The sequence below is a fragment of the Nocardioides sp. genome, from assembly GCF_034670285.1.
Taxonomy (GTDB): domain Bacteria; phylum Actinomycetota; class Actinomycetes; order Propionibacteriales; family Nocardioidaceae; genus Nocardioides.
Genome location: NZ_JAXMNS010000083.1, coordinates 1 through 11,071, shown reverse-complemented (window position 1 = coordinate 11,071; position 11,071 = coordinate 1). Strand labels below are relative to the sequence as shown.

The following is an 11,071-nucleotide window of genomic DNA, read 5'->3' as shown; positions in this document are numbered from 1 at the left end:
CGATCGTCTTCGCCGCCATCGGCGAGCTGCCCGTGCACGACCCCGACAGCCTGATCCCCGGCTACATCCGCTTTCCCGCCATCGTCCTGGGCGCGATCGCCCTCGACGTCGTGCCGCGGGTCCTGTGGCGCGCGCGCCGGGCCCCGAGCACGCTGGGCCGTCACTGGCGCGACGTGCTCCGCGAGCGGTGGCCGGCGGCGCACTGGCGCTACGCCGTCGGCGGCGTCACTGCCTGGTACATCTGCTACGCGGCCTTCCGGAACCTCAAGTCGATGGCCCCGTTCATCAACGAGAAGTCGTGGGACGACGAGTTCGCCCGGCTCGACCGGTTCCTGTGGTTCGGCAACGAGCCGGCCACGGTCATGCACAACCTGTTCGGCACCGGCATCGCGGCGCACTTCTTCTCCACCGTCTACTTCGTCTGGATCGCCCTGGTCCCGATCAGCATCGCGATCGCCCTGGTCTTCACCCGCAGCACCCGCGCCGGCGCGTGGTACGTCACCGCGGTCGCCTTCGACTGGGCCCTCGGCGCCGCGTTCTACATTCTCTTCCCGTCGGTCGGCCCGATCTACAACGACGAGCAGCGCGGCTTGTTCGCCGACCTGCCCCAGACCTACAACACGCAGCTGGCCGACAGCATGTGGGACGACCGCGTCGCCGTCATGGCCGACCGCTTCGAGGCCGGCACGCTGCAGACGATCGCGGCGTTCCCCTCGCTGCACGTCGGGATCATGGTCACCATCTGCCTGGTGGTCACCTACATCGGGATGGCCCGCTGGATCCGCATCGCCTCGTGGGTCTTCCTCGGCCTGACCGTGCTCGCCACCATCTACCTCGGCTGGCACTTCTTCGTCGACGTGATCGCCGGGGCCGCCCTGGGCTCGTTCACGGTCTGGGCCGCAGCGCTCGTCACCGGCAACAGGGTCGGGCTCCGTCCGCAGCTCCAGCGCTCGGAGGACGACCAGGAGAACGCGCCGTTCAGCCAGGCCACGACCCGTCCCTGAGCGGCGGTTCCGCTGACGCGGAGAGCGTCTGCAGCCGGCGCGAGTCGCGCAGGGCCCGGAGCACGTTGCGCGCCTCGGCCACTCCCCCGCGCAGCGGGCACAGGAGCACGACGACCAGCGCGATCAGCCACGGCTTGTGGCGCACCAGGGCGTTCTCCCCGTAGCGGGCGTGGACGACGAAGAGGTTGCGATACATGAAGTAGCCCTTCCACCCCGCCAGGTCGTGCTGCTGGTCGAAGGAGAGCTGACGCACGAGCACCGCGTCCCGCACCGCCCAGATGCGGTAGCCGGCGCGCTGCGCTCGCAGGGCGAGGTCGACGTCGTCGTAGAAGATGAAGTACGCCGGGTCCGGCAGCCCGATCTCGGCGATCACCTCGCGGCGGACCATGAACCCCTCGAACGCGACGTTCTGCACCTCGACCCGCTCCGGCATCGCGGCGCGGGTGCCGTACGCGGTCTCGACCATCGCACGCTTGGGCTTGATGGCCCACGGCGTGCGGAGGTCGAAGTGGGTCGCGGCCTTCTCGACCAACGCTCCGGAGGTGTCCTCGCGCACGCTGGTGAGGCACGGCTCGTCCTGGGCCAGCAGCACCGTGAGGCAGTCGGGGGCCGGCACCACGTCGTCGTCCATCACCCAGATCCGGTCGACCCCACGGTCGTACGCCGTGCGCATGCCGAGGTGGAAGCCGCCGGCGCCGCCGAGGTTCTCAACCGTCCGCAGCACCTCCAGCCCAGGCAGGGTGCAGTCGGCCAGCACCTGGGGGGTGTGGTCGGTGCTCGCGTTGTCGATCACGAGCACGAGGTCGGCGGCGTGCTCGAGCCTCGCCAGCCCCGCGAGCATCGGGGCGAGCAGGTCGGCGCGGTTGTAGGTCACCACGACGATCGCGACGGTCTCGGGCGTCGTGCTGGGCGGAGCACTCACCGGAGGTACCTCCGGTGACCCGAGAAGTCGCCGCGCAGCCCGGCGTACGCCGCCTTGGCGCTGAGGACGACGCGGGACGGGTCGCGGTGGGTGACGAGGTAGAACCACAGCGTCTTGACCCAGAACATCAGCACGAAGACCCATCCGCGGTACTCCCTCAGGTTGAGGGTGTTGTTGCGTGCCATGCAGTAGTGCTTCAGGTCGCTGTCGGTGTGGTTGTAGGTCGTGCGGCCGCCCATCATCGGGCTGCCGAGGTCGTCGGTGGCCGGGTGCGCGAAGCGTGCCCCCACCACGGTGGCGATCCGCGCGCCCGCGCGCTCGGCGCGCCAGAGGTACTCCACGTCGTCGCCCCAGATGAAGAAGTCCGCGCGCGGTGTCCCGATGCGCTCGACGAGGTCGCGCGTCACCAGCACGCCGTTGAAGGGGATCACGACGCCCGGGATCAGGCCGCGCTGCTCGGGGTCGCGCGGCGAGCGGGCGGCATCCTCGACCTCGCTCATCGCGTGCACCACGCGGGTGCCCCCGGGCAGTCGGATCGGGAAGCACAGGCGCGACGGGTCGTGCTCGGCGAGCACCGCAGGCCCCCAGAAGTCGAGGTCCTCCTGCTCGAGGAGCAGCCGCAGGCAGTCCGGTGCGGGGAGCCCGTCGTCGTCCATCAGCCAGGCGAGGTCGGCGCCCCGCTCCATCGCCCAGGAGAGCCCGACGTCGAAGCCGCCGGCCCCGCCGCTGTTGGTCTCCAGCGTGCGCGCCACCAGCCCTCCACGACCGGTCCGGGCGACCTCGGCGGCAAGCCAGGCACCGGTGCCGTCGGTGGAGGCGTTGTCGACCACGAGGATCTCGGAGACCTCGGGAACCTCGCGCAGCCGCTCGAGGAGCCGCTGCAACAACGGAAGCCGGTTGAACGTCACGACCACCGCTGCCACCTGCACGGAGCACACCCTACGGTGGTGACGTGGACACCGACGCGATCACCACCCTGTTGAAGGAGGTCGCCGCCGAGGCGATCACTCCTCGCTTCCGCGCCCTCGCCTCCGACCAGGTGCATGAGAAGAACCCCGGTGACCTGGTCACGATCGCCGACCACGAGGCCGAGGTCCTCATCACCGAGGCCCTCCTCGGCGCCTACCCCTCCTGCGTCGTGCTCGGCGAGGAGGCCACCTCGGCCGACCCGACGCTGCTCCAGCGGTACGCCGCTGCCGAGCACGCCTTCACCGTCGATCCCGTCGACGGCACCAAGAACTTCGTCCACGGCTCCCCCGACCACGCCGTGATGGTGGCCGAGCTGCGCGCCGGCGACGTCGTGCGCTCCTGGATCTGGCAGCCCCAGCACGAGCGCGCCTACGTCGCCGAACGTGGTGCCGGGGCGTTCTGCAACGGCCGACGACTGGCCACCAGCGCGGCCACCGACCCGGTCCGCGGACACACCTCGCGGCGTTCCTGGGTGGGCCGCGAGCTGCCGGGCCACGCCCCGCTCGCCCTCACCTGGGCCAGCTGTGGAGTCGACTTCCCCCAGCTCGTCGAGGGCGGCGCCGACTACCTGCTCTACCGCGCCACGAAGCCGTGGGACCACGCCCCCGGCGCACTGCTGGTCACCGAGGCCGGCGGGAGCATCGCCACGCTCCACGGTGCGCCGTACGACCCTCGGCACGAGAGCCGCGACGGAATGGTCGCGGCCGGTGACTCCCCGACGAACGACGCCGCGCGTCACGGCTGGGCGAGCGAGCTCACCAGCTCCTGAGCCGCTGGTGGTCCCCGTCGTGCTCGGGCGGCCGACTCAGCAGCTGGCGCCGAGGTCCTCGGCCTGGTTGGCGGCGTAGCCCTCGCTCATCGAGCCCAGCGAACCGCCCGTGACGGGCTGGGTCGCGGTCGCGCTCTGCTTGTTCTTCTTCTTCGTCTTCGCGGGCTCGGCCACCGCCGTGCCCTCGGCGCGGTCGATGCCGTCGGTGATCATGCCCTGGACGACGTCGATGTCGGGGTCGCCGGTGTTGATCATCGGCGGGACCAGCGAGACCGTGGAGATCTTCTGCGACTTCGCCTTCAGCGCGAGCCCGGCCAGGGTGTCGAAGTCGGACGCCGGGACGTTGGTCGAGATCATCGCGGCCGAGGCCTGGGCGAGCGAGGCGAAGTTGGAGACGACCGTCTGCGGGCTGATCTGCGAGAGCATCGCGCTCATCACGCACTTCTGGCGCGCCATCCGCGAGTAGTCGTCGGAGCCTTCCCGGGCCCGGGCGTACCAGAGCGTCTCGAAGCCGTTGAGCTTGCGCGTCCCGGGATCGATGTAGCCGGTCACGTCGCTACCGAGCCCACCGACGGGGATCGCCTGACGAACGTTGAGGGTGACGCCGCCGACGGCGTCGACGAGGTCCTTGAAGCCTTGGAGGTTGACCATCGCCCAGTAGTTGATGTTCAACCCGGTGATGCCTTCGATGCCCATGATCGTGGCGTCCACGCCCGGGTTGTCCGAGCGCGGGAACAGGTCGGTGTGGTCGTCGGCCCACGTGCTGACACCGTTGAGGTAGCAGCCGTCGCAGTCGAAGCCTGCGGGGAACTGCTTGTCCATCACCGAGCCTTCACGGAACGGGAACTTCGCCATGTTGCGCGGCAACGAGATCAGGACGGTCCGACCTGTCTCGTCGTCGATGGACGCGACCGTCATCGAGTCCGGACGCAGGCCCCAGCGGCCCTCGCCTGAGTCGCCGCCCATGAGCAGGACGTTGATCCGTCCGTCGTGTGCCGCGCTGGATCCACCGCTTCCGGACAGCGCGATGGTGAGGTCGCGCTGGACGCCGACGAGGTGAGCCCCGAAGAGCAGGGTGCCGGCCACGCTGAAGCAGAGCACGCCGTTGACGGCCACGGCCGTCCGGCGGTGCTGGAGGCCATAGCTGAGCGGGGCCCCGATCCGCCAGGCGTCGACGAAGAGCCCGGCCCAGCCGACGGCGAGCACGAACATCGCGAGCTTGACGGCCAGGAGCAGCGAGGGGTTGAAGGCGAGCGTGAGGGCCAGCCCGCGGTTGACGAGCAGGGCGAGCAGCGTGACCGCACCGAGCGCCCAGAGGCCGAGCCAGATGCGCAGGGCGATCGTGCCGACGCGGCGGTCGCCGGCGGCCAGCTGGGCCGAGCCGGGCGCGACGAGCGTCATGGCCATCAGCGACAGGGCGCGGCGGAACCGAACCTGTGCGGCACGTTCGGAGACGGGAGACATCGGGTGGATCACTTTCTGCTGGGGGAAGGAAGCAGAACGTCGGGACTTGATGAGCCGGAGCCCTGGCTGGTCCCGACGACTCAGTATCACCAGTCCCACCCGTCACACGGCTCTCGACGCGCCGGAAGGCTTCGTGGTCCTTGTCCCGGACGACGAGGGCCTGGGCGGTAGCGTCTGGTCTCATGTCAGACGACCGGCCGAAGAACGGCGGGCCCGCGGACGGCCCCGAGTTCGGATGGCTCTACGGCGGACGCGGCGCCGCCCCCGACGAACCCACCCCCACCGACCCCGACGAGTCGATGGCCACGCGCCGGATCCCGGTGCAGCCGCGCCCCGATGGTGGCTCCGCGGCCCCACCGCCGCCGCGCACCCAGCGCCCGGCCCCCTCACCGACCCCGTCACCGGCCCCTTCACAAGCCCCCTCACAAGCACAGCCCCCCGTCGCCCCGCCGGGACGCACGCAGGGCGGCTTCTGGAGCCGGCGCCTGCGCCGACCGGGCTTCTACGTGCGCACGGCACTGGTGCTCGTGCTGCTGTGGGCGGTCTTCCTGGTCGCAGTGCCCTTCGTCACCTGGAGCAGCTCCGACCAGGTCGCCTTCAAGCCCAAGGGCGCCCGACCCGCTGAGCAGCCCGGCACGACGTACCTCCTGGTCGGCAGTGACTCCCGCGCCGACCTCACCGCCGCCGAGCGCAAGCGGCTGACGACCGGCAACGCGCAGAGCGAGCTCACCGACACGATCATGATCCTGCACACCGGCGACGGCCCGAACGTGCTGATCTCGATCCCCCGCGACACCATCACCGACTCCTCGCTCTACGGCGTCAGCAAGATCAACGCTGCCTACGCGAGCGGAGGCGTGCCGCTGCTGACCCGGATCGTCGAGGACACCACCGGCATCCGCATCGACACCTACGTCGAGATCGGTCTCGGGGGTGTCGCCGACGTGGTCGACGCCGTGGGCGGCGTCGAGGTCAACGCCAAGGAACGACTCAACGACAACCTCGCCGGCATCAACATCAAGAAGGGCCGCCAGACCCTCGACGGCGCCGAGGCGCTCGGCTACGCGCGCTCGCGCAAGGTCTCGCAGCTCGGCGACCTCGAACGGGTCCGCCGCCAGCGCGAGGTGGTGGCGGCGGTCGGCGACAAGGTGCTCTCGCCGTGGACCGTCGTCAACCCGGTCCGCTGGTGGAACCTCAACCGCGCGGTGCCCCGCTTCTTCGTCTTCGGCAAGGGCACCAGCACCTTCGAGGCCGGCCGCTGGGCCCTGAGCATGAGCAGCGTCGAGCTCACCTGCACGATGCCGGTGACCGACGGCTCCGCCAACTACTGGGACCTCGACCGCGCCGGCCCGCTGTTCACCGCGATCATCGAGGACCGCACCGACGACATCACCAAGAAGCAGTGCACCAGCAACGGCATCGCCCCCTAGGCGTGCAGATCACGTGAGGAACTCATGACCTACCAGACCCTCGACTGGGCCGTGGACGGCGACGGCGTCGCCACCTTGACGCTCAACCGACCCGACGCGCTCAACGCCTTCGACCTCCAGATGGCGCGCGAGCTGCTCGAGGTGTTCACCACCGACGCCTGCGACGACGCCGTGCGTGCGGTGGTCGTCACCGGCGCCGGGCGCGCGTTCTGCGCGGGCATGGACCTTTCCGCCGAGGGCAACGTCTTCGGCCTCGACGAGACTCTCGACCCGACCCCGGAGTCCCTGCGCGAGCACTTCGACGACCCCGCCTACGCCGACGGGGTCCGCGACACCGGCGGGCGCGTCACGCTGGCCATCCACGCGTTGCCCAAGCCGGTGATCGCCGCGATCAACGGTGCCGCGGTCGGCATCGGTGCCACGATGACCCTGGCCATGGACCTGCGTCTGGCCTCGACCAAGGCACGCATCGGCTTCGTCTTCGGTCGGCTCGGCATCGTCCCGGAGGCGGCCTCGACGTGGTTCCTGCCGCGCATCGTCGGCACGCAGCAGGCGCTGGAGTGGATCTACTCCGCCGACGTCCTCACCGCCGAGGTTGCTCACGCCGGCCGCCTGGTGCGCTCGGTGCACGAGCCGGAGGACCTCCTGCCGGCCGCGCTCGAGCTGGCTCGCTCGTTCGTCGTCGACCGCTCCCCCGTCGCGCTCGCCCTCGCCAAGCAGCTCGTCTACGGCAACGGCGCCGCTGCGCACCCGCTCGAGGCGCACCTGTCGGACTCGCTGGCGATGTGGCACACCTCGGTCGGCGACGGCAAGGAGGGCGTCGCGGCGTTCAAGGAGAAGCGCGCGCCGCAGTTCACCGGCAAGGCCAGCGAGCTGCCGCGGATCTTCCCGTAGTGGGAGGGGTGCCGGCGTCTGTCACGCAGCCAGGCTGCGGCGCAGCTTGAGCAGGATGCTGCTCAGCAGACGCGAGACCTGCTCCTGCGAGACCCCCACCTCGGCCCCGATCTGGGCCTGGGTGCGGTTCTCGAAGAAGCGCAGCTCGAGCACGCGCCGGTCGCGGTCGTCGAGCGTGGCCATCAGCGGGATCAGCGCGAGGCGTGCCTCGGTGCTGGCGAAGGCCGGGTCGAGGTCGCCCATCTTGTCGGCCGGCGACTCGCTGGTCTCGTCGTCGGTGCGCGAGGCGTCGAGCGACATCGGCGTGAAGCAGCCGCTCGCAGCCATGGCGTCCATGACCAGCGCCAGGGAGACGTCGAGGTGCACGGCGATCTCGGAGGGACGCGGAGCGCGGCCGAGCTTCTGCGTGAGCTCGGACTCGGCGCTGATCACCCGGGCCTGGACCTCCTGCACCGACCGCGGCGGACGGATCGTCCAGCCCGAGTCGCGGAAGTAGCGGCGGATCTCGCCGCGAAGCGTCGGGACCGCATAGCTCAGGAAGTCGTCACCGAGCGTGGGGTCGAAGCCCCGGACCGCCTTGACGAGCCCGAGGAACGCGACTTGGTTGATGTCGTCGGCCGGGATGCCGCGACCGTGGTAGCGGCGAGCCACGTCGGCGGCCACTCCCATGTTGAGACGAATGACGTCGTCCTCGTAGGCGGCGCGTGCGTCGCCCTGGCTGGCGCGCGCGCAGGAGAGGTGGTGCGCGGTGTCGACGCGACGTCTGACGTCGCTCGGGTGCTGGCTCGGTGCCATGGGGGGAGACCTCCGGGGGAGAGGATCGACATCGCTGAACGCATGTCGCGGGTGAAAGTCATCCTGACACGGGTCAGACGGGCGCGCCAGGAAAAAGCGGGACCCGGGAGGAAACTTTGCCAAACGATGCCAAGCCCCTACGAGGGGGCCGGAGTGAGGACCTACCTGAAATTTATGGCCGAGCCGCCGAGTGGGGGGATCCCGGCGGCTCGTGCAATCGACACGTACCCGGCACCGGGACCCGTATGCGCGGGCGTTTCGACATATTTTTGACCGTTAGGTTTGACCCATGATCGAGACGGCGGTGAAGCGCGGATGAGCGGCGCGAGCGCGTCCGGCGACCTCACGGTGGCGCCCGGCCCCGGGCTCCCCAACGGCCTGGTGATTCCCGCCGCTGAGCTGGTCGAGCGCTTCTCCCGTTCCTCGGGTCCTGGGGGTCAGTCGGTCAACACCACCGACAGCCGCGTCGAGCTCGAGTACGACGTCCTGGTGAGCACCGTGCTGAGCGACAGCCAGCGGGCCCGTGCCGTGGGCTCGCTCGGCTCCCCCGTGGTCGTCGTCGCCTCCGAGCACCGCTCCCAGCACCGCAACCGCACCGCCGCCCGGGAACGCCTCGCCGACCGCCTTCGCACCGCGCTCGCCCCTCCCCCGCCGGCGCGGCGAGCCACCAAGCCGACGCGCGGGTCGCAGCGACGACGTCTGGACGCCAAGAAGCAGCGCGGTCAGACCAAGTCGTTGCGCGGCCGGGTCCGCGACGACTGAGGCTGAGGGCCCTCGCCCTCGGGGCCTGCTGATCGGCCGGCGGCCGGGACCCAGCTGAGGCTGCATCTGGTGACACCTGGTGTCACCAGATGCAGTGCTGGTCAGGACTGGTCTCGACCGGCCTCTACGACCGGGACCCGCGAAGCAGGTCGGGCACGAGACCCACGAGCCACTCCAGCGGGCCGCGGCGTCGCAGCGCGACGAACAGACCACCCACCCACAGCACGATCACGACGTGCCACAGCAGGGCCTGGTCGTCCTCGGGCGTCACGAGGGTCTCGCGCAGCACCACGTGCAGCACGTAGAGGGTGAGCGTCATCGTGCCGGCCCCGAAGATGATCGCGACGGCCCGTTCGGCGTCCGGGGCGACCGCCCGCAGGCGACCCACGACCAGCAGGCACAGGCCCAGCACGGCCGCTGCGCTCCCGCCGGTCTGGAGCAGGTCGAACGGCGTCGTGCTGTGCGGGGCGACCAGCAGCAACCAGCTCCAGTCATCGGTGGGCGTCTGGCCGAACATCCCGCCGGCGACGGCGTCCAGCTCGACGTCGGTGAACCCGGCCCTCCGAGCGAGGAACCCCGAGGCCACCGTCGTACCCGCGGCGACAACGAGCCCCGCAGCAGCGATGCGCGCCTGGATCACGGGCCGGGTGAGGTCCAGTCGACCGAGCCCGAGGCCCAGCAGCACGTAGGCCACCCACGGCAGCGCCGGGTAGTACCCGGTCAGCAGCAGCTCGGCGGCCAGCCGGCCGGGGGCGGCGAGCTGGTCGAGGTCGGGGTTCGCGAACTGACGGTCGGGCAGCAGCGGGCGCACGACGTGCGACACCACCGGCAGCACGCACGCCCAGGCGACGGCGAGCACCAGCAGCGCACGGGCGCCCAGGCCGAGGAACGGCAGCGCGAGGACGAACAGGACGCCGTAGTAGGCCAGGATCACCGCTATCCCGGTGCCGAGCTCGGCCAGGGCGAGCCCGATCATCACGAGCGCCACCGCCCGGACCACGATCGCAAGGCTGAGGCGCCCCCGCGCCGCGCCCGCGACCGGCGTACGGCGTCCGCTGATGATCGCGAGCGAGACCCCGGCCAGCACGGCGAACAGGGCCGAGGCCCGGCCGCCGGCGATCCACTGCAGGGTGGAGAGCGAGCCGTCCGGGTCGCGCGCGACCGCGACGTGCGTCGCGATCATGCCCAGCAACGCCAGGCAGCGTGCGACGTCGACCCCGACGAGGCGGGTGGAGCGTCGCTCAAAAACCGAGACGCCTGCCACCGGTGTCACCACGGACCACAGCACCCTTGGCCTGCGCGGTCTGCTTGAGCTCGGCCTGGAACTCCAGCATCCGCGCGCGGAGGTCGGGATCGCCGGCGGCGAGGATCCGCACGGCCAGCAAGCCCGCGTTGCGCGCCCCTCCGATGGCCACGGTCGCGACCGGGACGCCCGCGGGCATCTGCACGATGGAGAGCAGCGAGTCCATGCCGTCGAGGTACTTCAGCGGCACCGGGACGCCGATGACGGGCAGCGGCGTGACGGCGGCGAGCATGCCGGGCAGGTGCGCGGCTCCGCCGGCGCCGGCGATGATCACGCTCAGCCCGCGGTCGGCTGCGTCGCGGCCATAGCTCAGCATCTCCTCGGGCATCCGGTGCGCCGAGACGACGTCGGCCTCGAAGGCGATGTCGAACTCGGCCAGCGCCTCGCCCGCGAGCTTCATCACCGGCCAGTCCGAGTCGGACCCCATCACGATGCCGACGCGTGCGCCCGTGGTTGCCGTGGTCGTCATGTCACTCACTCTCGTTGCCCAGGTCGCCGCGGAACCACGCGGCGGCGTGCCGCGCGCGCTCGAGGCAGTCGTCGAGGTCGTCACCGTAGGTATTGACGTGGCCCACCTTGCGGCCGGGTCGCATCGCCTTGCCGTAGAGGTGCACGCGCAGGTGCGGGTCGCGCGCCATGGCGTGCGGGAAGCCGTCGTAGAGCCGACCGACGGTGTCGCCGGCGCCACTGGTGCCACTGGTGCCACTGGCGCCAGGGTCCTGGGGCCCGCCGAGGATGTTGACCATCACCGTCCAGCGT

At 70.9% G+C, this 11,071-nt stretch carries 11 protein-coding genes and 1 pseudogene; 5 read left to right on the top strand and 7 right to left on the bottom strand.

The features are described from left to right. Positions 1-1,004, top strand: a 1,004-nt coding sequence (locus tag VOI19_RS06140) for a phosphatase PAP2 family protein (protein WP_323792074.1), incomplete at its 5' end; no start/stop codon positions are given. On the opposite strand, the gene VOI19_RS06135 is transcribed toward VOI19_RS06140, so the two are convergent. Both VOI19_RS06135 and VOI19_RS06130 read right to left on the bottom strand, forming a co-directional pair. Beyond that, positions 979-1,926: a glycosyltransferase family 2 protein gene (locus VOI19_RS06135; RefSeq protein WP_323792073.1), complete on the bottom strand. Its 948-nt coding sequence runs from the start codon at positions 1,924-1,926 to the stop codon at positions 979-981. The genes VOI19_RS06140 and VOI19_RS06135 overlap by 26 nt on opposite strands. Next, positions 1,923-2,855, bottom strand: a complete 933-nt coding sequence (locus VOI19_RS06130; RefSeq protein WP_323792072.1) for a glycosyltransferase — start codon at positions 2,853-2,855, stop codon at positions 1,923-1,925. Before VOI19_RS06130 ends, VOI19_RS06135 begins: the two co-directional genes overlap by 4 nt. A gap of 23 nt (positions 2,856-2,878) precedes the next feature. Between VOI19_RS06130 and VOI19_RS06125 the strand changes: the two genes are divergently transcribed. Continuing rightward, positions 2,879-3,664: an inositol monophosphatase family protein gene (locus VOI19_RS06125; protein ID WP_323792071.1), complete on the top strand. Its 786-nt coding sequence runs from the start codon at positions 2,879-2,881 to the stop codon at positions 3,662-3,664. 36 nt (positions 3,665-3,700) lie between these two features. Here the strand turns inward: VOI19_RS06125 and VOI19_RS06120 are convergent, their stop codons facing one another. Next, the gene (locus tag VOI19_RS06120; protein WP_323792070.1) at positions 3,701-5,128 is read right to left on the bottom strand and encodes an LCP family protein; all 1,428 of its coding nucleotides are present in this window, start codon (positions 5,126-5,128) and stop codon (positions 3,701-3,703) included. A 182-nt stretch (positions 5,129-5,310) separates the two neighbouring features. Here VOI19_RS06120 and VOI19_RS06115 point away from each other — a divergent pair, with 182 nt between their 5' ends. Continuing rightward, positions 5,311-6,558: an LCP family protein gene (locus VOI19_RS06115; protein ID WP_323792069.1), complete on the top strand. Its 1,248-nt coding sequence runs from the start codon at positions 5,311-5,313 to the stop codon at positions 6,556-6,558. Positions 6,559-6,582: 24 nt separating this feature from the next. After that, the gene (locus VOI19_RS06110; protein WP_323792068.1) at positions 6,583-7,452 is read left to right on the top strand and encodes a crotonase/enoyl-CoA hydratase family protein; all 870 of its coding nucleotides are present in this window, start codon (positions 6,583-6,585) and stop codon (positions 7,450-7,452) included. Positions 7,453-7,473: 21 nt separating this feature from the next. Here the strand turns inward: VOI19_RS06110 and VOI19_RS06105 are convergent, their stop codons facing one another. Then, positions 7,474-8,247, bottom strand: a complete 774-nt coding sequence (locus VOI19_RS06105) for a sigma-70 family RNA polymerase sigma factor (RefSeq protein WP_323792067.1) — start codon at positions 8,245-8,247, stop codon at positions 7,474-7,476. 315 nt (positions 8,248-8,562) lie between these two features. Between VOI19_RS06105 and arfB the strand changes: the two genes are divergently transcribed. Beyond that, a complete protein-coding gene (gene arfB / locus VOI19_RS06100) occupies positions 8,563-9,009 on the top strand; it encodes an alternative ribosome rescue aminoacyl-tRNA hydrolase ArfB (RefSeq protein WP_323792066.1) in 447 nt (148 codons plus the stop codon). Between the two features lie 124 nt (positions 9,010-9,133). Here arfB and VOI19_RS06095 read toward each other — a convergent pair whose 3' ends face one another. The 3 genes and pseudogenes from VOI19_RS06095 to VOI19_RS06085 form a co-directional block, all read right to left on the bottom strand. Continuing rightward, positions 9,134-10,273: a heparan-alpha-glucosaminide N-acetyltransferase domain-containing protein gene (locus VOI19_RS06095; RefSeq protein WP_323792065.1), complete on the bottom strand. Its 1,140-nt coding sequence runs from the start codon at positions 10,271-10,273 to the stop codon at positions 9,134-9,136. After that, complete coding sequence (purE, locus tag VOI19_RS06090) at positions 10,251-10,781, bottom strand: 5-(carboxyamino)imidazole ribonucleotide mutase (RefSeq protein WP_323792064.1); 531 nt, start codon at positions 10,779-10,781, stop codon at positions 10,251-10,253. Before purE ends, VOI19_RS06095 begins: the two co-directional genes overlap by 23 nt. A gap of 1 nt (position 10,782) precedes the next feature. Next, a pseudogene (locus VOI19_RS06085) lies at positions 10,783-11,071 on the bottom strand (hypothetical protein); the annotation flags it as partial.

What these genes read in the sequence shown, in the direction of transcription:
- VOI19_RS06110 (WP_323792068.1), top strand. Translation starts at nt 6,583, where the DNA reads ATGACCTACCAGACCCTCGACTGGGCCGTGGACGGCGACGGCGTCGCC.
- VOI19_RS06120 (WP_323792070.1), bottom strand. Translation starts at nt 5,128, where the DNA reads ATGTCTCCCGTCTCCGAACGTGCCGCACAGGTTCGGTTCCGCCGCGCC.
- VOI19_RS06105 (WP_323792067.1), bottom strand. Translation starts at nt 8,247, where the DNA reads ATGGCACCGAGCCAGCACCCGAGCGACGTCAGACGTCGCGTCGACACC.
- arfB (WP_323792066.1), top strand. Translation starts at nt 8,563, where the DNA reads ATGAGCGGCGCGAGCGCGTCCGGCGACCTCACGGTGGCGCCCGGCCCC.
- purE (WP_323792064.1), bottom strand. Translation starts at nt 10,781, where the DNA reads ATGACGACCACGGCAACCACGGGCGCACGCGTCGGCATCGTGATGGGG.
- VOI19_RS06115 (WP_323792069.1), top strand. Translation starts at nt 5,311, where the DNA reads ATGTCAGACGACCGGCCGAAGAACGGCGGGCCCGCGGACGGCCCCGAG.